Source organism: Mycolicibacterium hodleri (assembly GCF_025822245.1).
GTDB lineage: Bacteria > Actinomycetota > Actinomycetes > Mycobacteriales > Mycobacteriaceae > Mycobacterium > Mycobacterium hodleri.
The window spans coordinates 184,194-207,239 of sequence record NZ_JACKTL010000033.1; the positions used below are offsets into that span (position 1 = coordinate 184,194).

The 23,046-nt window shown below is 66.7% G+C and carries 23 protein-coding genes and 1 riboswitch; of the genes, 10 read left to right on the plus strand and 13 right to left on the minus strand.

The genetic code is table 11. From position 1 onward, the window contains the following. Window positions 1-9: 9 nt before the first annotated feature. Window positions 10-1,731, plus strand: a complete 1,722-nt coding sequence (locus H7J06_RS13395) for a glycerol-3-phosphate dehydrogenase/oxidase (protein WP_372515299.1) — start codon at window positions 10-12, stop codon at window positions 1,729-1,731. Between the two features lie 64 nt (window positions 1,732-1,795). Here H7J06_RS13395 and H7J06_RS13400 read toward each other — a convergent pair whose 3' ends face one another. Both H7J06_RS13400 and H7J06_RS13405 read right to left on the minus strand, forming a co-directional pair. Further along, on the minus strand, window positions 1,796-2,689 hold the full coding sequence (locus H7J06_RS13400) for an ATP-grasp fold amidoligase family protein (protein WP_264039384.1): 894 nt from the start codon (window positions 2,687-2,689) through the stop codon (window positions 1,796-1,798). 30 nt (window positions 2,690-2,719) lie between these two features. Then, entirely contained in the window at window positions 2,720-2,947 is a 228-nt protein-coding gene (locus H7J06_RS13405) for a hypothetical protein (RefSeq protein WP_264039744.1), read from the minus strand. Between the two features lie 92 nt (window positions 2,948-3,039). Between H7J06_RS13405 and H7J06_RS13410 the strand changes: the two genes are divergently transcribed. Then, entirely contained in the window at window positions 3,040-3,921 is an 882-nt protein-coding gene (locus H7J06_RS13410) for a sigma-70 family RNA polymerase sigma factor (protein ID WP_264039745.1), read from the plus strand. Here the strand turns inward: H7J06_RS13410 and H7J06_RS13415 are convergent. Further along, entirely contained in the window at window positions 3,881-6,160 is a 2,280-nt protein-coding gene (locus H7J06_RS13415) for a molybdopterin-dependent oxidoreductase (RefSeq protein ID WP_264039385.1), read from the minus strand. The genes H7J06_RS13410 and H7J06_RS13415 overlap by 41 nt on opposite strands. A gap of 61 nt (window positions 6,161-6,221) precedes the next feature. Next, window positions 6,222-8,429, minus strand: a complete 2,208-nt coding sequence (locus H7J06_RS13420; RefSeq protein ID WP_264039386.1) for a molybdopterin-dependent oxidoreductase — start codon at window positions 8,427-8,429, stop codon at window positions 6,222-6,224. A gap of 158 nt (window positions 8,430-8,587) precedes the next feature. Between H7J06_RS13420 and H7J06_RS13425 the strand changes: the two genes are divergently transcribed. The 5 genes from H7J06_RS13425 (at window position 8,588) to H7J06_RS13445 (ending at window position 12,400) form a co-directional block, all read left to right on the plus strand. After that, window positions 8,588-8,974, plus strand: a complete 387-nt coding sequence (locus tag H7J06_RS13425) for a DUF4174 domain-containing protein (RefSeq protein WP_264039388.1) — start codon at window positions 8,588-8,590, stop codon at window positions 8,972-8,974. 16 nt (window positions 8,975-8,990) lie between these two features. Then, window positions 8,991-9,221, plus strand: coding sequence for a hypothetical protein (locus H7J06_RS13430; protein WP_264039389.1), 231 nt, complete (start codon window positions 8,991-8,993; stop codon window positions 9,219-9,221). Between the two features lie 304 nt (window positions 9,222-9,525). Then, window positions 9,526-9,858: a muconolactone Delta-isomerase family protein gene (locus tag H7J06_RS13435; RefSeq protein ID WP_264039390.1), complete on the plus strand. Its 333-nt coding sequence runs from the start codon at window positions 9,526-9,528 to the stop codon at window positions 9,856-9,858. Window positions 9,859-9,961: 103 nt separating this feature from the next. Continuing rightward, on the plus strand, window positions 9,962-10,909 hold the full coding sequence (locus H7J06_RS13440; RefSeq protein ID WP_264039391.1) for an AraC family transcriptional regulator: 948 nt from the start codon (window positions 9,962-9,964) through the stop codon (window positions 10,907-10,909). 174 nt (window positions 10,910-11,083) lie between these two features. Further along, window positions 11,084-12,400 carry an alpha/beta fold hydrolase gene (locus H7J06_RS13445; protein WP_264039392.1) on the plus strand — a complete coding sequence of 439 codons (1,317 nt, stop codon included), beginning with the start codon at window positions 11,084-11,086 and terminating at the stop codon, window positions 12,398-12,400. Window positions 12,401-12,410: 10 nt separating this feature from the next. Here H7J06_RS13445 and H7J06_RS13450 read toward each other — a convergent pair whose 3' ends face one another. The 4 genes from H7J06_RS13450 to H7J06_RS13465 all read right to left on the minus strand — a co-directional run bounded on the left by H7J06_RS13450 (window position 12,411) and on the right by H7J06_RS13465 (window position 15,571). After that, on the minus strand, window positions 12,411-13,697 hold the full coding sequence (locus H7J06_RS13450) for a spinster family MFS transporter (RefSeq protein WP_264039393.1): 1,287 nt from the start codon (window positions 13,695-13,697) through the stop codon (window positions 12,411-12,413). 90 nt (window positions 13,698-13,787) lie between these two features. After that, the gene (locus tag H7J06_RS13455) at window positions 13,788-14,102 is read right to left on the minus strand and encodes a DMT family transporter (RefSeq protein ID WP_264039394.1); all 315 of its coding nucleotides are present in this window, start codon (window positions 14,100-14,102) and stop codon (window positions 13,788-13,790) included. 9 nt (window positions 14,103-14,111) lie between these two features. Next, window positions 14,112-14,177, minus strand: a riboswitch (guanidine-III (ykkC-III) riboswitch). 159 nt (window positions 14,178-14,336) lie between these two features. Next, window positions 14,337-14,777, minus strand: coding sequence for a pyridoxamine 5'-phosphate oxidase family protein (locus H7J06_RS13460; protein WP_264039395.1), 441 nt, complete (start codon window positions 14,775-14,777; stop codon window positions 14,337-14,339). A gap of 224 nt (window positions 14,778-15,001) precedes the next feature. Next, complete coding sequence (locus H7J06_RS13465) at window positions 15,002-15,571, minus strand: TetR/AcrR family transcriptional regulator (protein ID WP_264039397.1); 570 nt, start codon at window positions 15,569-15,571, stop codon at window positions 15,002-15,004. A 136-nt stretch (window positions 15,572-15,707) separates the two neighbouring features. Here H7J06_RS13465 and H7J06_RS13470 point away from each other — a divergent pair, with 136 nt between their 5' ends. Continuing rightward, window positions 15,708-16,460, plus strand: a complete 753-nt coding sequence (locus tag H7J06_RS13470) for an SDR family NAD(P)-dependent oxidoreductase (protein WP_264039398.1) — start codon at window positions 15,708-15,710, stop codon at window positions 16,458-16,460. 42 nt (window positions 16,461-16,502) lie between these two features. On the opposite strand, the gene H7J06_RS13475 is transcribed toward H7J06_RS13470, so the two are convergent. Both H7J06_RS13475 and H7J06_RS13480 read right to left on the minus strand, forming a co-directional pair. After that, window positions 16,503-17,183, minus strand: a complete 681-nt coding sequence (locus H7J06_RS13475; protein WP_264039399.1) for a class I SAM-dependent methyltransferase — start codon at window positions 17,181-17,183, stop codon at window positions 16,503-16,505. Window positions 17,184-17,258: 75 nt separating this feature from the next. Continuing rightward, window positions 17,259-18,305: an alpha/beta fold hydrolase gene (locus H7J06_RS13480; protein ID WP_264039400.1), complete on the minus strand. Its 1,047-nt coding sequence runs from the start codon at window positions 18,303-18,305 to the stop codon at window positions 17,259-17,261. A 119-nt stretch (window positions 18,306-18,424) separates the two neighbouring features. Between H7J06_RS13480 and H7J06_RS13485 the strand changes: the two genes are divergently transcribed. Beyond that, window positions 18,425-18,829 (plus strand): nitroreductase/quinone reductase family protein, encoded by a 405-nt coding sequence (locus H7J06_RS13485; protein WP_264039401.1) that lies wholly within the window; start codon window positions 18,425-18,427, stop codon window positions 18,827-18,829. Window positions 18,830-18,839: 10 nt separating this feature from the next. Here the strand turns inward: H7J06_RS13485 and H7J06_RS32370 are convergent, their stop codons facing one another. Further along, complete coding sequence (locus H7J06_RS32370) at window positions 18,840-20,030, minus strand: YceI family protein (RefSeq protein WP_308205781.1); 1,191 nt, start codon at window positions 20,028-20,030, stop codon at window positions 18,840-18,842. A gap of 359 nt (window positions 20,031-20,389) precedes the next feature. Here H7J06_RS32370 and H7J06_RS13500 point away from each other — a divergent pair, with 359 nt between their 5' ends. Further along, entirely contained in the window at window positions 20,390-20,878 is a 489-nt protein-coding gene (locus H7J06_RS13500) for a MarR family winged helix-turn-helix transcriptional regulator (protein ID WP_264039402.1), read from the plus strand. 46 nt (window positions 20,879-20,924) lie between these two features. On the opposite strand, the gene H7J06_RS13505 is transcribed toward H7J06_RS13500, so the two are convergent. Both H7J06_RS13505 and H7J06_RS13510 read right to left on the minus strand, forming a co-directional pair. Further along, window positions 20,925-22,379 carry an amidase gene (locus H7J06_RS13505; RefSeq protein ID WP_264039403.1) on the minus strand — a complete coding sequence of 485 codons (1,455 nt, stop codon included), beginning with the start codon at window positions 22,377-22,379 and terminating at the stop codon, window positions 20,925-20,927. Then, a complete protein-coding gene (locus H7J06_RS13510; protein WP_264039404.1) occupies window positions 22,376-23,038 on the minus strand; it encodes an NAD(P)H-binding protein in 663 nt (220 codons plus the stop codon). Before H7J06_RS13510 ends, H7J06_RS13505 begins: the two co-directional genes overlap by 4 nt. Window positions 23,039-23,046 lie beyond the last annotated feature (8 nt).

Consider the following 23,046-nt stretch of genomic DNA (forward strand, 5'->3'; position numbering starts at 1 on the left):
GTAGCGGCCATGGAGGCATTCCCGCTCTCACCGGTCAACCGCGGAGCCGCCTTGGAGGACATGGCGGCGCAACCCCTGGACGTCCTGATCATCGGCGGTGGCGTCGTCGGAGCCGGCGCGGCACTCGACGCGGCCACCCGCGGCCTGAGGGTCGGGCTGGTCGAAGCACGTGACCTGGCCTCGGGCACGTCGAGCCGGTCCAGCAAGCTGATTCACGGAGGCTTGCGCTACCTGGAGATGCTGGACTTCGGTCTGGTGGCCGAGGCCTTGTCCGAACGTGGACTCATGCTGGAGAAGCTGGCTCCGCACCTGGTCAAGCCGGTGAAGTTCCTCTACCCCCTCAAGCATCGAGGCTGGGAGCGGTGGTATCTCGGTGCCGGACTCGCGCTCTACGACGCGATGTCGAAGGCCTCCGGGCATGGGGCCGGAATCCCATTGCACCGCCACCTGACCCGGCGGGGCGCCCTGCGGACGGCGCCGTCGCTGAGCAAGGACTCTCTGGTGGGGGCGGTTCAGTACTACGACGCGGTGGTGGACGACGCCCGGCACACCATGACCATCGCCCGCACGGCGGCGACCTACGGCGCCCGGATCGCGACACGGACCCGTGTGGTCGACCTGATCCGCGAGGGCGAGCGAGTCACCGGTGCCCGGGTGGTCGACCTCGAAGCCGACCGCACCCACACCGTGCGAGCACGGCAGGTCGTCAACGCCACCGGAGTGTGGACCGACGACACCCAGGGCCTGGCCAACGAGCGCGGCCAGTTCCACGTGCGGTCGAGCAAGGGCATCCATCTCGTCGTACCGCGCGACCGGATCCGGTCCTCGTCGGGGATCATCCTGCGGACCGAGAAGTCGGTGTTGTTCGTCATCCCCTGGGGGCGCCACTGGATCATCGGCACCACGGACACGGACTGGTCACTCGACAAGGCGCACCCCGCGGCGAGCCAGAAGGACATCCGCTACCTGCTGGATGAGGTCAACTCCGTGCTGCGAGTTCCGCTCACCGAGGACGACGTCGAGGGGGTCTACGCCGGCCTGCGCCCGTTGCTGGCCGGCGAAAGCGCCGACACGTCTGCACTGTCCCGTGAACATGCTGTCGCACACAGTGTCCCGGGCTTGGTGGTGATCGCAGGCGGTAAGTACACGACCTATCGGGTGATGGCCAAGGACGCCGTCGACGAGGCCGTCCACGGTCTGGGCGAGAACTTCGACCGTCGAGTCCCACCGTCCATCACCGAGGACGTACCGCTGCTCGGCGCCGAGGGCTACCGAGCGATGTGGAATGCGCGCAATCAGCTCGCCGCGGAATCAGGACTCGACGAGTTCCGCATCACGCACCTGCTGAACCGGTACGGGTCGATGGTCGGAGACGTCCTCGCGCTCATCCGCGAAGATCCCGCGTTGGGCATTCCGTTGGCAGCCGCCGACGACTATCTACGCGCCGAGGTGGTGTTCGGCACCACCCACGAAGGTGCTCTGCATCTGGACGACGTGTTGTGCCGCCGAACCCGGATCTCGATCGAGACCTTCGACCGTGGCACCGACTCCTGCGAGGAAGTCGCAGATCTCATGAGACCGCTACTCGGATGGTCTCCCGAGCAACGGGAACGAGAGGTCGCGCACTACCTCGCGCGGGTCGCCGCAGAGCGAGAGAGCCAGACGATGCCCGACGACGAGACCGCCGACGGTGCACGGCTGGGCGCTGCCGACATCGTGCCGGTCAGTTGAGAGTCCGTCGGCTTCCGAGCCGCCCAAGCCGTCGATGCTTCCGGCGGTACATCGAAGTCGACGTTCACCGATAACGCCGAGGCACTGCCCACGGGCGACCGAACACCTCGTTGAACGACTCGGGGTCGAATGGGCTGTCGCCTCCTGCGGGGAAGCTGGTGAGCTCACCGAAGACGATGCGCCCGTCGACGTCGTACAGGTCGACGCGGACGAAGTCGGTGTCGGCGCCGAGCCGCTCGGCCAGGGTGATCATCTCGCCAAGGCGATCGGGCTTAGCGGGTTCCGGGTCGGCCCATGGCGGGCCGGCACTGAGCGGCAGGTGTTGCCAGTCGGGCCGAAGGAAGTCCTGCGTCCGCCGACCGAACCGTCCCGAATCCACCTGCACGAAGGCGCATTTCCCGTGGAAGACGAAGAACTTGTAGTCGTCGGGGATCGAGCCGTCGGCGGCGGCAAGCATCTCTTCGACGATGACCCGTCGAGGCACGTGGCCGTAGACCCATTCGCGGTTCGGCCCCTGGCCGTAGAGCTGGGTCACCCAGCCCCGTGCGATCCGGACGACGTCGGCCCGAGGCGCGAACTCCGGCGCGACGTGGCGGTACACCCAGCTCCCCGGTTCCGACGGTAGACGCGCCTCGAGTGGAGCGCGGTCGGAGACGACGATGGCCGCTCCGCTGCCGTGCGTCGGTTTGACCACGTAACTTTCTGGCAAGTTCACGTCGTGCAGGGCCGCGGGATCGTCGACGATTGCGTACGCCCGCGGAAGATACTGTTCTCCAACGACTTCGGCGACGTAGTCGCGGACCGCTGCCTTGTCGGCGAACGTCACGACACGGGCGCGGTGGTCTCGCAGCATCTTGTAGCGCACCTTCTCGCGAAAGGTGTGCGGGTTCCGGGTACGCCAGAGCCGCACCAATCGCACGAGGCGGCTCCGCTCGCGCCAGCGCACGCCGTCTGTCACGCGCCCAGACTAAACCGGCCACACCGGGCGTCAGCTCTCCGGCAGCGCGGCGAAGCGCTTCTTGACGTCGTTGTACCAACTCATCGACTTCACGGGGTGGCGCCAGCGGCCCTTCATGTCCTCGCGGGCGGGTACGTGGGCGTCGTCTCCGGTCTCCACCAGTTCCTTGAGGTGCCGATCCTGGGCGTTGATGATGTCGTCGGCACTGTCACCGCGGTGCTCGCGGTTGCAGGGGCCACCGAGATCTTGGCAGGTCATGGTCTTCACGAAGGTTCCTCCCGAGTCGGTCACACCGGGCGGTCCGGGTGCGTCAGAGTGGTGACGCATCCGACGACGAAAGTGTGACCGCCATGGTGAGCGACGAGCAGTTGCGCGAGGGGTTCCAGGCCGAGCGACCTCGTCTTGAGCGCATCGCCGCGCGCATCCTGGGCGACGCCCACGCAGCCCAAGACGTCGTGCAGCAGGCATGGCTGAGGCTGCACGCCACCGACGAGCCCGTCGACAACCTTCCGGGCTGGCTCACCACGGTGACCTCGCGACTGTGCCTGGACCGGCTGCGGGTACGTACCCCCGAACCAACGGAGTCGATCGAGGTCGCGGCGACCGATGCCGACCCCGCCGACGACGTGGTGCTCGCCGACACCGTCGGCATCGCGCTCCAGGTGGTGCTCGACCGGCTCACGCCCGCCGAGCGGGTGGCGTTCGTTCTGCACGACAGCTTCGCGGTCGACTTCGAGGTGATCGCCTCGATGCTCGACACGACGGCGGTCGCGGCGCGCAAGCTCGCTTCTCGGGCGCGCGCCAAGGTGCGCGCCGCCACACCCGAGGATGCGCTCGCCGACTGGGAGATCGTGGACGCGTTCATGGCCGCAGCCCGCGAAGGCGACTTCGTGCGGCTACTGGAACTGCTGGCCCCCGACGTGGTGGTGTCCGCCGACGCGGCCGCCAGCGCGCTCGGCACGCCGACGCATCTGCGTGGCTCCGACGAGGTGGCCACCTTCTTCAACGGCGCTGCCGCGGCGGCCTTTCCGGTGTTGGTCGACGATCGCCCAGGTGCGGCGTGGATTCATCGCGGCGAGGTGAAGGTCGCCTTCGACTTCACCGTCGAGCACGGGCAGGTGCGGCGGCTTCAGTTTCGCGCCGACGCCGACGTACTGGCCGGCGTGCGACGCCGCGAGGGTGGGAGTGACGTCACGACGACCCGGGCCGAACGCGGCAGGGCACCCCGTTGACGACATGGGTGCTGCTGGGAACGTCCAGGACGTCGACGGGATTGAGCAGGTTGGCGTTGACGCCCGGGTGCGCGTTGGCCACGGCGAGCATCGTTCCGGGCAGGCCGTGTCCCCAGCCGTGCGGCAGGGAAACCACGCCGGGCATCATGTCGGCGCTTACCTGCACCACCACGTCCACCGAGCCGCCGTCGGTCTCCACCGTCGCGATGCTCGCGTCGGACAGGCCCAAGGCGTCCGCGTCGTCGGGGTGCACTAGCAACGTGCATCGGTCCTTGCCGCGCATGAGAGCGGGCACGTTGTGCATCCACGAGTTGTTCGACCGCAAGTGCCGCCTACTGGTCAGCACCAGCGACGGTGACTGCCTTTCCAATCGCGCGGCAAGCCTGGGAATGTCGTCGACGATCTGCGGATGAATCAACTCGACACGACCCGACGGTGTCGTCACGGCCTCGTCGAGCCGTCCCGCCTCCAAGTCTCCCAGCCAGACACCGTCGGGATGCCGCCTGACGTCGGCGAGGGTCAGCCCGCCGGGTCGGGTTCCCAGATCGTCACCCCACGGCCCCAGTCGAATACCCAAGTCGACCAGCCGCTCCGGGCCTCGCCCGTCGAGGCTGGCGAACGCGGCCCCGGCGTCGCGACCTGTCAGTGGGGTTCCCGTGGTCGCGCAGGCGGTGGCGATCACCCCCTGGACGTACAGGTCGTCCATGGCGGCGACGTCGACGTCGGGCACCGGTGTTCCCAGCGCGGCGCCGGCCAAGCGCAGCAACAACTCCCACTCTCCCGGGCGATCTGGCACATCGGTGAACACCGGCTCGGACCACTTGATGCAGGAGGCGACCGCGTACATCCAGTACAGGTCGTCGGCATGCGCTCGTTCCAGCGGCGACAGGCCGGGGAGGATGACGTCGGCGTGCCGGGTCGTCTCGTTGAGCCAATTGTCGACGCAAATCATGGCTTCGAGTCGAGGGAGTGCCTCGTCCAAGCGCCGCGATCCCGGTGCCGAGACGACGGGATTGCCCGCTATGGAAATGAGCGCACGGATCTGCCCGTCGCCAGCCGTGTCGATCTCCTCGGCCAAACAGCCGACCGGAAACTGACCGAGCACCTCCGGCGCTCCACTCACCCGGCTGAAGAAGCGACCGAATTCCCACCGATCCGTCGTTTGGTCGGGGGGCTTCATGAACATCGGAGACCAGACGGCGGGCTTGGGAAAGAGCGCCCCTCCGAGGCGGTCTACCGAACCCAGCGCGACGTTCAAGACGAACACGAGCCACGTGGCCAAGGTCCCAAACTCCTGGGTGCACAGGCCAACTCGGCTGTACAGCACTGGCCGGTCCGCAGATGCAAGTTCTGCGGCGAGGCCACGGATGGTCTCCGCGTCGACGCCGGTTGCCGCACCGACCCGCTCCGGACTGAAGGGCTCGGCCAACGCGATGGCCTCCTCGAGCCCGATCACCTTGTCTTTCAGGTGCGGCGTCTCGGAGATCGCCCCGTCCTCGACCAGGGCCCTGAGCACCGCGAACAGCAGCAACGCGTCGGTGCCCGGACGGATCGGTACCCACGTCGACGCGCGCGCTGCCGTCTCGGTGCGCCGAGGGTCGACCACGACGACCTTGCCTCCACGACGACGGATGGCGGCCAAACTTCCCACGACGTCCGGGGCGGAAAGCATGGAACCCTGCGAAACGGCAGGGTTCGCCCCCAGGACCATCAAGTAGTCAGTCCGGCTGAGATCGGGAATCGGTGCGTTCCACATCCCGCCGAACAGCAGGGCACTCACCACGTTGAGCGGCCACTGGTCTACCGTTCCCGGCGAATAGTAGGCCGGCATACCGGCGGCCCCGGCCATGCCGACGAGTGCGCCGATGTAGGTGGCGAGGCCGAGGTTGTGCGCCACCGGGTTGCCGACGTAGACAGTCAGTACGCGAGCGCCGTGTTCTGCGAGAACCGGGCGGAGGACGCGCTCCACCTCCTCGTAGGCTTCTGGCCAGTCGATCTCGCGGAACGTTCCGTCCGCCGTCCGCACCATGGGCTTTCGCAGGCGGTCCGGATCGTCGTGCAGATGACCGAGCGTCGCACCCTTCGGGCAGATGTGCCCGCGCGACCACACGTCCTCGGCGTTTCCGCGAACGTCGATGGCGGTGCCCTCCTCTACCCGGACCCGCAGACCGCACATGGCCTCGCACAGGGGACAGGTCAGCGTGTGTTCGGAAGGTCCCACGATATTCTCACTGGACACCTGTCCAGGTTAGCCGTGAAGCGCTGGTGCAACGGGCGATTCGAGGAAACGAGCTCGCCCGTCAGGACACGGCGCGATCCGTCTCCGCCACGACGACCTTCTCCAGCCGCACCGCGACGCCGTTGAGGACCGACATTCCGGCCAGGCGTTCGAGGTCGTCGCTGCGGCTCGACGTGAGGTCGTTGACGTTCGCGCCACCGGCGGCGTTGGCGCGTGTCCATCCGCCGTCGTGACCCCAGCCGTGCGGAACGGCGATCGTGCCTGGACCTACCTCGTCGGTGACGAGGACCTCGGTCTCGATGGTCCCCGACGGCGACACGATGCGGACCTGGCCTCCGTCGACCAGTCCGGCGTCGGCCGCATCCGTCGGGTTGATCCGGGCCCGGTGGCGCCGCGGCGGGGCGCCCCTCATCAGGGTCTCGCTGTTGTGCATCCACGAGTTGTGGGATCGGAGTTCGCGCAGGCCGATCATCAGCAGGGGGAAGGCCGCGTCGTCGGGGTGCCGATCACCGACTTGACCAATTTCGGCAAGAATCTCGTTGGGTGCCAAATGAACTCGCTTGTCCGGGTGCTGAACGATCTCCTGCAACAGCCCGGTGGGTGCGTGTTCGGCCAGCACCACGCCGTGCGGCCGGGCGCGCAACCGCCGTGCGTTGAGCCCTCCGCGGCGCAACCCGAAACGGTCACCGTAGGGTCCGAGGCGCAGCAGCAGCTCGAAGATGCGCCGCGGCGTCAGGCGCGCCGGCCCGATGCGGTCGAACAACATGAAGATCGAGTTGAGCCGGGCCAGTGGTCCCTGCGCCAGCAGCGACACGCCCATCAAGCGGGCAATGTCGTCGTAGACCCGCCATTCCTCTCGCGCCTGACCATACGGTGCGACGACCGCCTCGGTGGACTGCATGTAGACCGTCGGTGAGGCCGCGGCGAATCCCCATTGCATGTCGGGCCTTTCGAGAAAGGTGGTCGCCGGCAGGACGTAGTCCGCGTGTCGATTCGTCTCGTTGACGTAGAGGTCCATGGCGACGAACAGGTCCAACGTCGGCAGCGCCGCCGCCAAGGCCCTCCCGTTGGGAACCGACAGGACGGGGTTGCCCGCGGTGCTGATCAACGCCCGGAGCTGACCGGGCCCCGCAGTGGTGATCTCCTCCGCCATGACCGTCGCGGGGAAGGTGCCCATGACGTCGGGATGACCGCCCACGCGAGAGCGCACCTCGTCGTAGCGCAGGGCTCCCGCCCGTTCGCCAAACTCCTCGAGCGGGACCACGCCTCGGGCGAACAGGGTTCCACCGGGGCGGTCGAGGTTGCCGGTGACCACCGACAGCGCGTCGAGCAGGAAGCAGACCAGGGTGGCGTGCCGACCCAGACACGCGCCGGTGCGCCCGTACGCCGATGCCGACCGCGCGGAGGCGAAGTCCCGCGCCAGGCCGCGGACCACGCCGGCCGCGACACCGGTGCGTTCCATCGTGCGCTCGGGTGGGAATTCGGCTGCTGCAGCACGCAATCGGGCCACCCCGGTGGCCTGCCGGGCGACCGCGACGTCGTCGGTCAAGCCCTCCTCGAAGACGACGTTCAACATCGACAGCAGCAGCCAGGCGTCGCCGTCGGGCCGGACCGCGAGGTGTTCGTAGCTCCGGGCGGTCTCGGTGCGCCGGGGGTCGATGACGACCACTCGTCCGCCACGCGCGACGATGCCGGCCAGATCGTCCCTGATGCGCGGGCTTCGCAACGCACTGGCGTGCGACACGAGCGGATTGGCTCCCAGCATCAGCAGGAAGTCGGTTCGCGGGAGGTCGGGGAAGGGCAGTTGGCTGATGGCACCGTAGAGCAGCTTGCTCGCGACGAACCGGCTGTTGATGTCCTGGGAGCCAGGCGAGTACATGTGCGGCGAGTTCAGCCGCTTCATGAACAGCCCGTGCCACAGGCTGGTCGCATATCCGAACGCCGCCGGATTCCCGAGATAGTGGCCGACGGCGCCGCCGCCGTGTTGGTCCACCACGCGCCGTAGCCGCCGGGCGATCTCGGTCAGCGCGGTGTCCCAACTGACGTCGTCGAACCCTCCGTCCGGGCGCCTGCGCAGCGGGGTCAGCACCCAGTCGGGGTCGTTCTGGACGTCGGCCATGGCGATGCCCTTGGGGCAAGCGCGGCCACGGGACAACGGGTTGTCGTCGTCGGGCCGCAGTTTCACCAGCCGTCCGTCCTCCACGGTCGCGACGACACCGCAGAGGGCCTCGCAGATCCGGCAGTACGTCACGTGCTGTTCTGTCGTCATCGACGTTTCCCCATCACGGTGTCCAAACGTCCATATCGACAGGAGAGCACGAGTCGGTAAGGTCGAGAAGCACTATGGCAAAGACGCGCGGCGTTCGGCGATTGGCGTTCGTGGTCATCGGTGTGGCAGCCATTGCTTCCCTCGGACCGGCTAGGGCCATGGCTGCCGAACTGAGTGACTATCGCTGGCAGAGCCGTCCTCTACTGGTGTTCGCGCCGACGGCAAGCGATCCACGGCTCCTCGAAACGCTGAACCGAGTCGACGCCACTCGATGCGACTTCACCGGTCGGGACATGGTTCTCGGAGTGGTGGTCGCCGAGGGCGACAGTACCCTCGACGGCCACGCCGTCGACGCCGACGAGGCACGGCGGCTGAGGACCCAGTTTGCGATCGGTGACGACACCTTCAGCGTCGTGTTGATCGGGAAGGACGGCGGCGAGAAGATGCGCGTCGACGAGGTTCCGGATCTTCAGGCGATCTATGCCGTAGTCGACGGCATGCCGATGAGAAGTCGCGAGATGGGTGCCGATCCGGGTCGGTGCTGACGTCGGGGACCACCACGTGGTTGACGCCAAACACGTTTACTTCTATGGGAAGTCGACGGGTACAGCCCACATCCCGTTGTCGGGCGCTGTGGTCGAGCGAATCGTCACCCAGCTCGAACCGCTGAGATACGACCGGATCTATGGAAACTTCAACAACTCCGTCAACGCCGATGCGAAGGCCCTACTCAGAGCATCTGCGGACCGACATGTCGCCTGGATTCGCGGAGACTTCGACCACTTGACCTGATCCCAATGACGACGAGCGATCCACCACCGTGGCGATCAGCACCCACCTGAGCGGTAGACGGCATGCCGTCGGAAGCGCATGGCTGCGGTATCTTTCGCGGTCCACGACCAGGGATGACTTCCAATCAGCCATTTCCGCACGAGAACCGTGAGCAGCCCGCGTCGCTCCAGGACACATCTTCTGGTCTCACGACGCGCACCATCGGATCAGTACTTGGATGCGACAGGATTCGTCTTCCGATGTGTCGAATCGTGTCGGGCAGATCTCCTCTAGCACCAGAATGAATGCGGGTTAGCTTCATCGATTGAAGGAGGACATGGTGCAGTATTTCGTCCAGTTCGACATCCACCAGCCCGTCGACATGAGCCGCGAAGAATTATTCACGATCTGGCTCGAGGAAGCCCGCGCGGCGCAGGGTGCCGTCGACGCCGGGGTGGTGACCAACCTGTGGAAAGTCGTCGGCCAGCGCAGCGTCTTCGCCGTGCTCGACGTACCCGATCACACGTCGCTCGACCAGGCGCTCGAGTCGCTGCCGATCATCCAGAAGCTCGGCAGCTCGGTGGACACCCGCGCTCACGCGATCCGGCCTTACAGCGAATTTGCCGAAGAGTTGCGCATCGCGGTTGAGGGCAAGTAGCTCACGCTAGGCGCCCCAAGCCTCGGGTCGCGCAGAAGCGGGGCATACAGCGAGATATCGTCGAGTCACGCGACGTATCCACTCGGAACTGGAGGTTGGCGGGATGCTCGGTGACCCCGCCGGGGACGACGAAAAGTCGAACGACCTTGCCGAGGAACTCTTGGCTCGCTCGTATGGCGACGGCGCCAACGTGGGCCTGTGGCCCGGCATGACGATCTACCGGTACGTCGAACCGACAGTGCCGAAATGGGATGAGATTCAATCACTCTCGGTATGCATCGTCGCCCAGGGCCGCAAGGCCGTCACCGCAGACGGCCATCACTACGTGTACGACCAATACCAATATCTGGTGCTCAGAAGCAACTTGCACTTTCAGTCGCAGATCCTGGACGCAACGCCAGACAAACCGTTCCTCGCCTTCGTGCTGCAGATAGACCCGGCGGTGGTCCGCAAGGTCTCGGCGGAGATGGTCGGTCGGCGCGGGGTCGCAGACCACCTAGCGGCGCCGACCGAGAGTCGGGACCAGAGCGTCGTGTCCGAACTCGACGAGGAGCTCATGAGCGCCGTCCTTCGCTTCACGAAGTCTCTTTCCGCGGATTCTGACCGGCGGGTACTTGCTCCGCTGTACTTGCAGGAACTGGTGTACCGCATCTTGCAGCGTGACCGGTTCTCCAAACTCCTCTTGATTGCCGGCCAGCAGGACGACGGGAATTCCATTGCAGCGGCGTTGAATTACATCCACGCGCACCTGTCCGAGCCACTGACGGTCGAGATCCTTGCCCGGCAAGTGAACCTCAGTTCGTCTGCGTTTTCGCGCCGGTTTCGCGAACTCACCGGCAGGTCGCCCTATCAGTTCGTCAAGGAGACCCGGCTGGAGCGGGCGCGCGAACTGTTACTCGAACGCCGACTGCGGGTCGGTGACGTGTCCGTCGCAGTCGGATACACCAGCATGTCGCACTTCACGAAGGAATTCCGCGCGCGCTTCGGGACGACCCCGCGCGAGTACGCCGACGCAGAGGGACTGAGCCGTGATCTGCGTGCCGCTCGCTGATCACGTCGACATGGGCGCGAGTCGAGCGGAAATGGGTTGGCAGACTCCAACGGTCGGGGTTGCCCGATCGCCGCACCTCGACCACGGCACGCCGCCAGCCCCGAGCGAGTCCTCGCCATGGTCTCGTCAATAGGATCGTGGAGTGGCCGACCCGCCACGGGTTAGGAGCCTAAGTTGATCCAGCAATTGCGGACGCCCTCGCACGTCGCCATCGATCGCATGGTGGTGACCAATCACCGCATCGAGGTACCGCTCGACTGGAGTGATCCCACGGGACCCCAGATCAGCCTGCACGCACGGGAAGTCGTCGCCGCCGAGCACGCCGGCGATGCGAGCCGGCCGGCCATCGTGTGGTTCCAAGGCGGTCCGGGTCACGAGGTCGCGTTTCCCGATCATCGCGGGAGTTGGCTCGAACAACTGCTGACGCGATACAGAGTGGTGTTGTTGGATCAACGCGGCACCGGCCTCAGCACCCCACTCGACGCGCGCGCCCTTCCCATCGCGGACGCGACGCGCCTTGCCGACTACCTTCGCCACTTTCGACAAGATTCGATCGTGCGCGACGCAGATCGTCTGCGCGCCACGCTCTACGGTCAGGACACCGACTGGTATGTCTTCGGTCAGAGCTTCGGCGGTTTCTGTTCACTGACATACCTCTCGTATCTGCCCGAGCATCTGCGCGGTGTGATCGTCACCGGCGGTTTCGCGCCCGTGCTGCACGAGACCGACGATGTCTGCGCCCGGCTCTTCAAGCAGGTGGCGAGCCGCAATGCCGACTACTACGCGCGGTTTCCCCAGGATGCGCCCCGCGTGAGACGGATCGTCGACCATCTCGAGGCGGCCGACGACGTCGACGGCCGCGGTCAGCGACTCAGTGCCCGCCGTTTCCTGATGCTCGGCAACATGCTCGGCCTGCAGCATGGAGCCGCCGAGCTGCACGGGGTCGTCGAGCGCGCCGCCAACGACCTCGAGCAGCTCGGCATGCTCAGCGGCGTCGTTCATGCGCAGGTCGCCTCGATGATGTCGCCCGCGACGAACCCCATCTACACGGTGCTTCACGAGGCCGTCTACACCAGCGGCCCGGCGACTCGGTGGGCCGCCGAGCGCGCGCGCCGCGCTGACGCACGTTTCGCGCTCGATGCGCAGCCGGCACCATATTTCACGGGAGAGGCAATATTTCCGTGGATGCTCGACGAGCTGCCCGAGCTCACCCCGCTCCGCGAAGCTGCGAATATCCTTGCAGAACAAGATAATTGGCCGGCGCTGTACGACATCGCACGACTGGAGGCGAATACCGTCCCCGTCGTCGGCACGGTGTACTGGGACGACGCGTACGTCGAGCGAACCATGGCGCTCGAAACGGTCTCGATGCTCGGAAACTGCAGCCCCTGGATTACCAACGAATTCGAGCACGGAGCCTACCGGCACGAACCAGGACGAATCGCGGACCGCTTGTTCGCGCTGCTCGACGACCTGACCGCGCGTGGGTGAATGCGGTTGGTCAGGGCTCCTCGACGATGTCGCGGCGGTACCGCCGCGCGGCAAGCGCGTAGCAACCGATCGCCACCAGCTGCATGGTCGGCACCAGGATCAGCAGTGCCCGGCCCAGCGCCTGCGGGCCCAGCTCCGCGGTCAGCGAATCGCTGATCACACCGGTCAGGAACGGCCCGACCGCGCCCAGCGTCGCGTTGAAGAACAAGAAGATGGCCGACGCCGTCGCGCGCTGCTCGGGGAGCACCAGACGCTGGATGGCCGCGATGGACGGCGCCAGATACGCGGTCCCGATGACGTAGGCCAGCGCCAGCAGCCACACGCACCACATGCGGCTCTCGACCACGAACGCCAACACCGACGCCGGCAGCAGAGCCGCAATCAGGATGACCACGATCCACAGCAACCAGCGCGGATCGCGGGTGGCCAGCCGGTCGGCGATCCGTCCGACGATCAGCAGTCCGAGGACTCCGAGCACGCCAGCGGCCACGCCGTACTCCACACCGACCTCGCCGAGCGACATACCCCGGGTGCGCATCAGGAACGCGGGCGCGAAGGTGGTCAGCGAATAGCCGGCCGCCGACACCAACGCGGTGCCGGCCACCATGGCCAGAAAGCTGTGCTTGCGCAGCAGATCCCACCAGTTCAGCGCCGCGGCGCGTTCCCGCACGGGCGGGGTGGGTAGGCGCTGGCGGCTGCCCACCACCCACAACACCAGGGGTGCCAACAGCACACTGATGCCGCCCATCACCACGAAGGCCATTCGCCAGCCCATGCTCTCGGCGAGCAGGCCCCCGCCGATGAGGCTGGCGGCACTCGCCAACGGGATCGACATGGTGATGACCGCCAGCGGCGCCGACCGTTTCTCCGGGACGAAGTTGCGCGCCACGTAGGCGTGCGCCGCCGGTGTGCTGCCCGCCTCGCCGATGGCCACTCCGACGCGGGTAAGCGCGAGCTGGACGCCGGACTGAACCGCGCCACCCAGCATCGTCATCGCACCCCACAACGTCAGGCAACCGGCGATGATCGCGCCGAAAATGCCGCGGTCGGCGAAACGTGCGATCACGATGCCCAAAACGGCATAGACGATGAGGAACCCGAACCCGTTGATGACGCCGATTGCGGTGTCGGACAACGCCAGATCCTTCTTGATGGGCTCGGCCAGCACACCCGGCAGGAAGCGGTCGACGTAGTTGAGGGTGCCGACCAGGGCGAGCACCGCGACGGCGGCCCACGCGCGAGGCGGCCCGTGGGTGGTCAGGGGTTCAAGCGAAGCGGCGTCCCGCGGTGTCGACATCGTTCTCCTCGGTGATTCGATGACGAGCAGCCTTGCAGACGGCCTGCAGCCGTGGCGGCGGCCCTACCGGCTGGGCACCCGATGGGTGGGTCAATGCGCGAGCTTGAGTCCGACCACGCCGCCGATGATCATCACCAAGAACGCCGCCTTGAGGAGCGACGCCGGTTCGTCCCCCGTCGCCATCGCGTAGACCACGGTGAGGACTGCGCCGATCCCCACCCAGACGGCGTAGGCGGTCCCGACCGGCAGGTCCCGCATCGCGTAGGCCAATCCCCCCATGCTGGCGACGAGCGCCACCAAGAACACCACGCTTGGCGACGGCTTGCTGAATCCCTCGGACTTGTCGAGGGCTGTTGCCCACACGGCTTCCAGGACACCCGATACGACCAACGCCACCCAGGACACGAGAATCTCCCCGGGCCGTCTTGTCGCACACCGGGTACGGCACCCATCGTCCGGAAGCCCGCGTCGGGGCTCTGCTACGAACATGTCACATCCGCACTCGGGTGGCAAAGTCGCTCCGGTCACCACGAGACGGTCCGCGTGGCAGGAAACGTGAAAGACACTGTGTCGCAACGCCTTCGACCTAGATGGTCTCGACTCGGCGGCATGAAATGGTCCCCCAGGCCACGGGCGACGCTAAGCCTGATCTGGCGTCGGGCTTCCGTAATCCCAAGACAACGTTCTCACGGGTGTCATGCGGATGTAGGCGGCGCCAGGTCTCGGTTCGGTGGGCCACTCGGACTCTGGAACGCCCCGCGCCCGGGCACCTTCTCTCGCGAGCTCGAGTGCTTCGCTTCGTTCGCGAACGATGCGGGCGTGACCTTGGAACATCACTCCCCGGATATCGGCCATGCTCGAGCCGTCTTCGAGCAAGACACTCACGTTCTGGTTGCCTTCGACGTTGGCAACCTTGCGCGTCCCGTCGCGCACACCCATGACGATGTCGTGGCCCAGGCGAAAGTACCCAAGGGGTACCGAGTGCGGGAATCCGTCCTCGTCGATGGTGCTCAGTATCGCCCAGCCCGGGCGGCTGTCGAGAAACGCCTCGATTTGTTCCTCACTGAGTTTGCGCGGCATGAAGAGAGGTTAACAAGGCGTGCACCTGCGACGCCCGAGCCGAGACTGCCGGCCCAGTGCCCCAGAGCCGTGGAGGTGAAGCCCCGTGCCCGCCATCGTCGTCGCGAAGCCATGGTGGTCCTCGGACGCCCGAGGGGCGAGCGGTTTTCTCTGCGGGACGATCCTCAGTCGACGACGATGGCCGTCTTGCGCGAGATGACGAGTTCTTCGTCGTCCCGCAAATGTCAGGCGCCGACACCGCCGAAGACCGCCTCGACGAGGCCGTCGACGTAGGAGTCGGACAGTTCCGCGCCGTGGTAGGGAACGAGCATCCGGTGATATATCGGCCCGTACAGCATGTCCAGGATGACGTCGGGGTCCAGCCCGCTGCGAATTTCTCTGGCCGCCATGCCCTTTTGGATGATCGCCCTGGCCGTTTCCCTCCTCGGCTCTACCCAGTGCGTGATCACCGCCGTGCGCAGTTCGTCGTCTGACTGTGCGCGTGCGATCAGCGCGCGCAACGTCTCGCCGCGCGGGCCGCGGTACAGACCAACCAACGATCTCAGCGACACGGAGAGGCTTTCGCGCGCGCTTGGCAGGTCGGCAATTGGCGAGGCCAGATCGGCTTCGGCCAAGAAGGCATCCATCACCACCGTCGAGATGTTGGGCCAACGCCGGTAGATCGTCGTCTTCGCGACGCCGGTTCGCTCGGCCAGCCGCTCCATGGTGAGTGCCTCGTAACCGACCTCGCCCCCGAGGCGCAAGGCCTCCGTCAGGATCAGGGCCGTGGTTTCGGCGCCCCTCTTTGGTGCCATCGGCCGCTCCCCGCGTCGTCGGACCGACATCGTAACCGCCCTCAGTTGCTTGGTTGACGTCTTGTTTGACACCCAACGCTACGCTACGTAGCGTTGTATTCAACCGTTTGTCGCGAATCCAACTCGAGGAGGAATCATGACCGTTGATCATCTCGGCGCGAATTTGGACGGCAAGGTCGCCCTGGTGACCGGGGCAGCCAGTGGAGTCGGTCTGGCCGTTGCTCGACTACTGCAGGAATACGGCGTAAGCGTGGTCGCCGAGGACGTCAATCCCGATGTGGTGGAGGTGTTCTCGGGCCTCGACGGCGTGGTGCCGTTCGTCGGCGACGTCACCACCGAACGCGCGGCGACCGACGCTGTCGCCTTGGCCGAGGACCGCTTCGGCGGACTCGACATCCTGATCAACAACGCTGGCGTCATCATCAACAAGCCCATCGTCGAGACGACGCTCGACGACTGGAACCGAATCCTGGGCGTCAACGTCACCGGAGCCTTCCTGCACACGCGTGAAGCCATGCGAGTCATGGCCCCTCGTCGACGTGGAGCGATCGTCAACATCGGGTCCTATGCGTGCTTTCAGAGCTTCGGCACGATCTCTGCCTATGCCGCTTCCAAGGGAGCGCTGGCACAACTGACGCGAACCGCCGCCCTGGAGGGAATCGACCACGGCATCCGAGTGAACGCCATCGGTTCCGGTGACGTCGTCACCAACATCCTCGGCGACCCCGACGACCTCGTCGAGCACGGCAAGGGCGCTCCGATCAAACGCGCGGCCGATCCCATCGAGATCGCTCACGCCGTGGCGTTCCTCGGATCCGATCTCGCAAGTTTCGCGGTTGGTGCGGTATGGATGCTGGACGGCGGAATGAGTGTCGCCATTCCGAACTGACGGCGTTGGGCTTCGATGGCGGAGCGGTCTGAAGACCCGGTCTCACCCCGAGACGACCGCGCGGCCCTTGGCGGCCCGGCCAATCCTCAGCGGACGGACGATCGCCGGCATCCCGCGCCATACGGCGTCGTCGGCCGTCACTCTGAACCCACAGACGCGCATCAGGTCTGGGGTGGGGCGATTGCACACGCAGCCGCCGGCGAACTCGCGCCATGGGCGCAAGAGCCTGTCTTGGCACGCCGCACGGAAGGGGGACTCCGCCCGGACGTGTTCGATGAACAGCAACTCGCCGTCCGGGCGCAGGACGCGGGCGATCTCGCGGAGCGCCCGTTCGGGCTCGGCGACCGTACAGAGCACCAGCGTCGACACCACGGTGTCGACGGACGAATCGGCCAACGGCAAGCTTTCGGCCGCCGCGTCGACGATCCGCGCCGGCCGAGCCAGCCCGTCGACGCGTCGTGCGAGCTTGCGACGCATCGTGGGCTCGGGCTCGGCGAGCACGAGGTCGTCGACGTCAGTGGGATAGTGGGCCACGTTCAGGCCTGTGCCAGCACCGATTTCGAGCACGTGCCCTCGGGCGCCGGCCAGCAGGGCCCTGCGCCGTCGCCGCATGCCGGAAACCTCGCCACACCACAGAAAGGGGTCGTAGACGACGGCCATCACCCGCAACCACCAGGCGGGCGCCGTCGTGACGGGCGGTTCGGTGCATCCCACGTTGGACATGCCGTGAACCTACGAAGCTCCCGCCACGGCGCGCATCCCCCAAGGGGGCCATCTTCCGGCAATGGCCGATAACGGCTACAGCAGCAGTCCCAGGCGCGCAGCCTCGGCCACTGCAGCAGTCCGCGACGGGCTGCCGAGTTTGTCGCGGATGTTGGCAACGTGGCGGTGCACGGTATGTGGGCTCAGGCCCAACTGCTCGGCGATCTCACGGTCACCCAACCCGCTCGCCACGCAGGCGAGGATCTCGCGCTCCCGACCCGACAGCAGAACCGCGTCGGCCGTCGTCCCGTCGGATGTCGTCGGTCGCGAGACCGCCAACGCCTGACGGCACGCGCGGATCACGGAGTCGACGTCACCGTGCCACGGAAAGTGCGAAGATCCCTGCAGCGGAACCAATCTGGCACCGGGAATCGCGGCTGCGACCTCCCGCCCGAACGGGAACGGCACGGCGCGGTCGTCGCGTCGATGTATGACGGTGGTGGGCTGACGCACCAGAGCCAGGTGGTCCCGGACGTCGAGGCGGTAGACCAGACGCAACATCTCGGCGGCGATGTCCGCGGTGGTGGACTCGCGCTGCAGCCGCGCGAAGCGATCCCGCTCTGCGGCGTCGGCGTCTCCGAGGAAGATGTCACCGAGCAGTCGTGACCCGAGGCCCCAATGGGCGTGCACCGCCGCCACGATCGCGTCCGCAACGCCCGGAGTGGTCAGCGCGGCGCCGTCCGGGTAGGACCCGTAGAGCACCAGGCGGTCGACCCGCTCCGGGAGCGACGCGGCGAAGCCGACGGCGGTGCAACTGCCGGAAGACCCGCCGATGAGCGAGACGCGGTCGAGCCCGAGTTCGTCGAGAAGTGCACTCAACATCGCGACTTCACCGTCGAGCGTCAGATCCGACGCGCTCAGGGTGTGATCCGACATGCCGACTCCGAGCCGGTCGTAGCGGATCAGCGTGTGGTCGCGCGCCACACCCTCCCAGAATCGCCGAACGCCGGGGCTCTGCCAGTCCAGTTCGAGGTGGCTCACCCACCACGCCGGCGCAACGAGGGGCGGACCCTCGCCACGCACCTCGTATGCCAAGCGACGGTCGCCAAGGCTCAGGAAGCGAATCTCCGACTCGTCGAACATCGCCCTCAGCGTACGACCGCCGACCGCTGCGTTGGGCTGCCTCGGGAAACGTCCGCGATCGGTCCAATTATGCCGATAAACTGCGCGCTGTTGCGACGGGCGACGCAAAGGGACGTGACATGAAGCCTGGCTGGGTGAAGCGCACGTACTTGCGAGTGTTGGCGCGGACCATCAACCCCCTGGCCCTTGCCGCGGCGCGCTCGGGCCGCGGACCCTTCGCCCTGTTGCGGCACACCGGACGGCGCAGCGGGCGAACGTATGAAACGCCGTTGATCCTGGCCCGCGTCGCCGGCGGCTTCGTGGCCGAGCTGACCTACGGCGCCGACGTCGCCTGGTGTCGCAACCTGGCCGCCAACGGTCGTGGCGAGGTCCTGGTCGGCGGAGCACTGTACCGGGTGACGGGGCTCGAACCCTACTCGACGGCGGCTGGCATGGACGCCTATCCGCAGCCGCAGCGCACCATTCTGAAACTGTTGCGAAGGAGCGAATTTCGGCTCATCACAATCGCCGGCGACCGAACCTGACCTCGGCCTGTCATACCGTCGGCGCCGCAGGCGCCTTGACCGCCTCTAGACTGACGGTGACGTCGACGGTGTCTCCGAGCATCGGGCCGCCCCCGGCCAGCAGGGGAGTGTCGGTCAGGACGCCGAAATCACTGCGCCGCAATGTGATCGCGCCGTCGAACCCGGCCACTTCACCGTGACCCATGCCAGCGCTCACGCCGAGGAATGAGAACGCCAGTGGTAGGCGTTTGGTGATTCCGCGCAAGGTGAAGTCGATCACGAGCACCCAGTCGTCCTGCCCGGTGCCGTGCATGTCGACCGAGACGAGGGTCGCGGCGGGGAACTCGTCGGCGCCGAAGACGTCGGGTGCTCGCAGGTGCTCGTCGCGGGCTGGGTTGCCGGTGTCCACCGACCCGACCGCGATGGTCGCCGTAATGCTTGGAGTTCCGTTCTCGGGCAGTGTGATCGACCCGGAGAAGTCGCCGAACCGCCCACGGACCTTGCCGACCATCAAGTGGCGAACCGAGAACGTGATGGACGAGTGGACGGGGTCGATCGTCCACGTGCCGGGGGTGAGATCCCGCCCAACCGCCGACGTCGCCTCGACGCTCTTCTCGAGTTCGGTCGGCAGCTCGTAGAGTTCGCGTAAGACCAGGGCGTTGCGGGCCTGGATCAGTACACCACCCTCGTCGAGACGTCCGAGTTCGATGGGGGCGAAGCCGAGATCGGTGCACAGCCCGGCTACGGCCGTGCTTGCCGCGGAGTCGTTGCTTGCCGCGAAGACAACGCGTTTCCCAAATTCGGGTGGGCGCTTCTCGGCGAGCTGCCTGGCGGCCGTTTGGTTGAACGACTTGACCACCGCGGCGCCCGGAAACGCCTCGGCGTTGTACTCGGTCGACAGGCGTCCGCCGAGGATTTGCTCGGAGTTGGGGACCAAGAACGCGTTCGTGGTGTCCACGACAACTTTGCCCGACCAGTCTGTGCGGCGACCACCCAGCTCACGGACCTCGAGGAACGGAATGGCCAGGACGATGACGTCTGCATCCAGGGCTGTGTCGAGGGTGGTCGGTGTGACCGATGCGGACAGTTCGGTGACGTCGATCGTCTCCGGGCCACGCGTGTTGGCCCAGAGCGTTGGGACGTGGTGGTCGGAAAACCGTTGCGCCAGAATCGTGCCGATGCTGCCGGTGCCCACGATGGCATATTGCGGAGTGCCGGTCATCGGACGAGCTCCGCAGTCCGACCAACAGCGGCGGCCACCTCGGCGAGTAATCCGGACGCGATCCATGCCGCGATGTTCACGGGGGGCTCCTCGAAGACGTAGGCGTGCGAACGGGGTTGGCCCCGAGCGGTTGCACCTGCGAGTGACGCATTCACGCGGGCACGGGCAGCGGGGGCATTGGTTGATGCTTCAATCACCCTAGACCGAATTAATGTGACGCGTCAACCAATAGCCCGCATCGCACTCGTGGCCCGGCCCGCTGGCCGCTCACGGTCGATGGTTGACGGTGGAACTATCCTTCAGGCGGATGAGGAGGTCTGGATGACAGCTGTGCGATGGGACGCCACCGGGTCGTCGCCATGACGCGACCCAAGCGTGAACCTCGTCGGCCCAAAACGGTGTGGCTCGACGACGATCAGCAGCGCGCATGGCGCCAGCTCCTGGCGTTGGTCATGGAGCTTCCGGCGGCCCTGGAAAGCGATCTCCAGCGCACCACCGGATTGACGACGTTCGAGTACCTGGTGCTGGCGAATCTGTCGGAAGCCGACGACAGGACGCTGCGGATGTCGGAGCTGGCCGCCCGTGCCAACTCGTCGTTGTCGCGGTTGTCGCACGTGGTCAGGCGCCTCTCGGACAACGGGTTGGTGATCAAGAGTGTCTGCGCCGATGACGGCAGGGTGAGCGTGGTCGAGCTCACGAAGGCGGGTATGAGGCGGGTTGCCACGGCGGCCCCGTTGCACGTCGCGAAGGTCCGTGAACTGGTGGTGGAACCGTTGACGAAGGCGGAGCTGATCGGGCTCGGCAGAGCGGCCGAGGCCATTACCGACCGGATCGCCGACTCTGGTTGATTGCACGTCTTTCTCGGCGTTCCAGCCACCGGGCGAAGCATTCACGCTACGTGGAGGGTCGAGCGAAGCCGCCTGGCCGGCGGTTGCCGAGGCCGCCCCGGCGTTCCAGTAGGCCGCCGAGGCGCAGGATGGTGGACTCGTCGAACCATCTGGACACCAGCTGGATGCCGATCGGAAGCTCTTCAGAACTGAGTCCGAATGGCACGGACAGCGCGGGCAGGCCGGTGAGATTGAACACCGAGGTGGCGTCCATGACGTGCGCCGACGGCACCTCGACGCCGTCGACCTCGAGCGTGGCCATTGCGTGCGGCGGCGCAGTGATCGGGGTGACCGGGCAGAGCAGGACGTCGAAGCGGTGGAAGTAACCGGCGAAGGCGGACCGTAGCGATTCGGTCCTCGACCGGGCGGCCAGCACGTCGCCGAACGTGGGGTCGCTCATCTGGACGATCTCGGCGCCGATGGACGACAGCAGGTCTTCCCGACCTGCCGCCAATCTCTTGATGTAAGGCGTCAATTCGCTGTTCACCAACGTCATGAGCGTCTTGAGGGGCCGGGCCTCCTCGATGAACGGCACCCGAACCTGCTCGACGTGACAGCCCAGCTCGGCCAGCTGGCCGGCAGCACGCGCGACGGCGGCGGTCACCTCGGGATCCACTGGAGCGAATGCGTCGTCCGAGACCCAGCCGACGCGGATGGTCTGGCCCGCGACGCGGGTGCTCGCGGCGGCCGTGTGCTCGTCGTGCACGGCGTAGCCGTCCCTTCCGTCGGGACCATTGAGGACGGCGTGTCCAAGGGCTACGTCACGCACGGTGCGAGCCATGGGACCGACGTGCCACCAGGCCGACGTCACCGTCGGGAAGTGCCCGGTGTAGGGGATGCGACCGTGGGTCGCCTTCAGCGCAGCGACGCCGGTCAGGGCCGCTGGGCCACGCACCGAAATGGCGACGTCACTGCCGATGCCGATCGGCGACATACCCGCGGCGAGCGCAGCAGCCTCTCCCCCGGACGAACCGCCCGGGGTTCGGTCCAGCTTCCAGGGGTTGTTCGTGCGCCCGGTGAGGAGGTTGTCGGTTTCGGTCCAGGCGGAGAACTCGGGAAGATTGGTCTTCGCGAGGGGAATGGCACCTGCGGCCTTGAATCGCGCCACGGCGGTGGCGTCCGATTCGGGAACGAAGCCCGCGAACAGCTTGGTACCGCGCTGGGTGGGTATGCCCGCGGTGTCGAGGGAATCCTTGATGGTGAACGGAACCCCATGCAGTGGGCCAAGTTGGACACCGCGCCCGACGACCTCGTCGGCAACGTCGGCCTCGCGCAGTGCAGCCTCCGCGCGCAACGTGACCATCGCGTTGATCTGCGGGTTGACCTCCGCGATGCGGTCGAGATGGGCTTGGACGACCTCGCGCGACGAGACGTGCCCACCCGCTATGCCCGCCGCGAGGCTCGTCGCGTCGCGATAGTGCAGTGGTCCCGAGCCCACGTCGTCGTCACTGGTCTCGGTCATGCGGTTTCTCGACGGACGTTGGCGGCAACGGCATCGGGAATGGGAACGTCGCCTGCGGTGAGTTCCAGGATCTGTCGACTGATCCCCGGTTGGTGGATGATCTCGGCGAGAGTGGCCGCCACGTCGGCGCGCGACACTTCGTCGTGAATCTCCGCTGGCCCCAGGGTGATCGATCCTCGCCCGGGATCGTCGAGGAGGGCGGCCGGACGCAGAATCACCCAATCCAGGTCGCTCCTCGTCAGCGCGACGTCGGCGCCCTTCTTCACCCGGATGTAATGCTCGAAACCCTCACCCTCGTCGCGGTCACGCCATGCCTCGGGGAAGACCGACACCAGGACGAAGCGCCCTACCCCAGCGATCGCGGCGGCTTCGATGGCCTTGCCGACGCCGTCACCGTCGATCGCGGTGGTCGCCTGCATGTCACCACCGCCGGACCCCGCGCTGAAGAGGGCGACGTCGACGGGACCCATCAACTCCGCCAACGCTTCTGGAGTCAGCTCGGTGAGATCGCCGACCCTGCCCTCGGCGCCGAACTCCACGAGCTCGGCCTGCTGCTCGGGCCGACGGATGAGGCCGGCAACATCGTCTCCGCGCGCCCGCAGCTGGCGCGCCGTCTGTCCGCCCACGCCGCCGGTGATGCCGATGATGAATGTCTTCATGGTCGTCA

Excerpts from the sequence above, each read along its gene's own strand:
- H7J06_RS13395 (WP_372515299.1), top strand. The coding sequence starts at position 10 with ATGGAGGCATTCCCGCTCTCACCGGTCAACCGCGGAGCCGCCTTGGAG.
- H7J06_RS13405 (WP_264039744.1), bottom strand. The coding sequence starts at position 2,947 with ATGACCTGCCAAGATCTCGGTGGCCCCTGCAACCGCGAGCACCGCGGT.
- H7J06_RS13410 (WP_264039745.1), top strand. The coding sequence starts at position 3,040 with ATGGTGAGCGACGAGCAGTTGCGCGAGGGGTTCCAGGCCGAGCGACCT.
- H7J06_RS13420 (WP_264039386.1), bottom strand. The coding sequence starts at position 8,429 with ATGACGACAGAACAGCACGTGACGTACTGCCGGATCTGCGAGGCCCTC.
- H7J06_RS13425 (WP_264039388.1), top strand. The coding sequence starts at position 8,588 with ATGGCTGCCGAACTGAGTGACTATCGCTGGCAGAGCCGTCCTCTACTG.
- H7J06_RS13440 (WP_264039391.1), top strand. The coding sequence starts at position 9,962 with ATGCTCGGTGACCCCGCCGGGGACGACGAAAAGTCGAACGACCTTGCC.
- H7J06_RS13450 (WP_264039393.1), bottom strand. The coding sequence starts at position 13,697 with ATGTCGACACCGCGGGACGCCGCTTCGCTTGAACCCCTGACCACCCAC.
- H7J06_RS13460 (WP_264039395.1), bottom strand. The coding sequence starts at position 14,777 with ATGCCGCGCAAACTCAGTGAGGAACAAATCGAGGCGTTTCTCGACAGC.
- H7J06_RS13465 (WP_264039397.1), bottom strand. The coding sequence starts at position 15,571 with ATGGCACCAAAGAGGGGCGCCGAAACCACGGCCCTGATCCTGACGGAG.
- H7J06_RS13470 (WP_264039398.1), top strand. The coding sequence starts at position 15,708 with ATGACCGTTGATCATCTCGGCGCGAATTTGGACGGCAAGGTCGCCCTG.
- H7J06_RS13475 (WP_264039399.1), bottom strand. The coding sequence starts at position 17,183 with ATGTCCAACGTGGGATGCACCGAACCGCCCGTCACGACGGCGCCCGCC.
- H7J06_RS13480 (WP_264039400.1), bottom strand. The coding sequence starts at position 18,305 with ATGTTCGACGAGTCGGAGATTCGCTTCCTGAGCCTTGGCGACCGTCGC.
- H7J06_RS13485 (WP_264039401.1), top strand. The coding sequence starts at position 18,425 with ATGAAGCCTGGCTGGGTGAAGCGCACGTACTTGCGAGTGTTGGCGCGG.
- H7J06_RS32370 (WP_308205781.1), bottom strand. The coding sequence starts at position 20,030 with ATGACCGGCACTCCGCAATATGCCATCGTGGGCACCGGCAGCATCGGC.
- H7J06_RS13500 (WP_264039402.1), top strand. The coding sequence starts at position 20,390 with ATGACGCGACCCAAGCGTGAACCTCGTCGGCCCAAAACGGTGTGGCTC.
- H7J06_RS13505 (WP_264039403.1), bottom strand. The coding sequence starts at position 22,379 with ATGACCGAGACCAGTGACGACGACGTGGGCTCGGGACCACTGCACTAT.
- H7J06_RS13510 (WP_264039404.1), bottom strand. The coding sequence starts at position 23,038 with ATGAAGACATTCATCATCGGCATCACCGGCGGCGTGGGCGGACAGACG.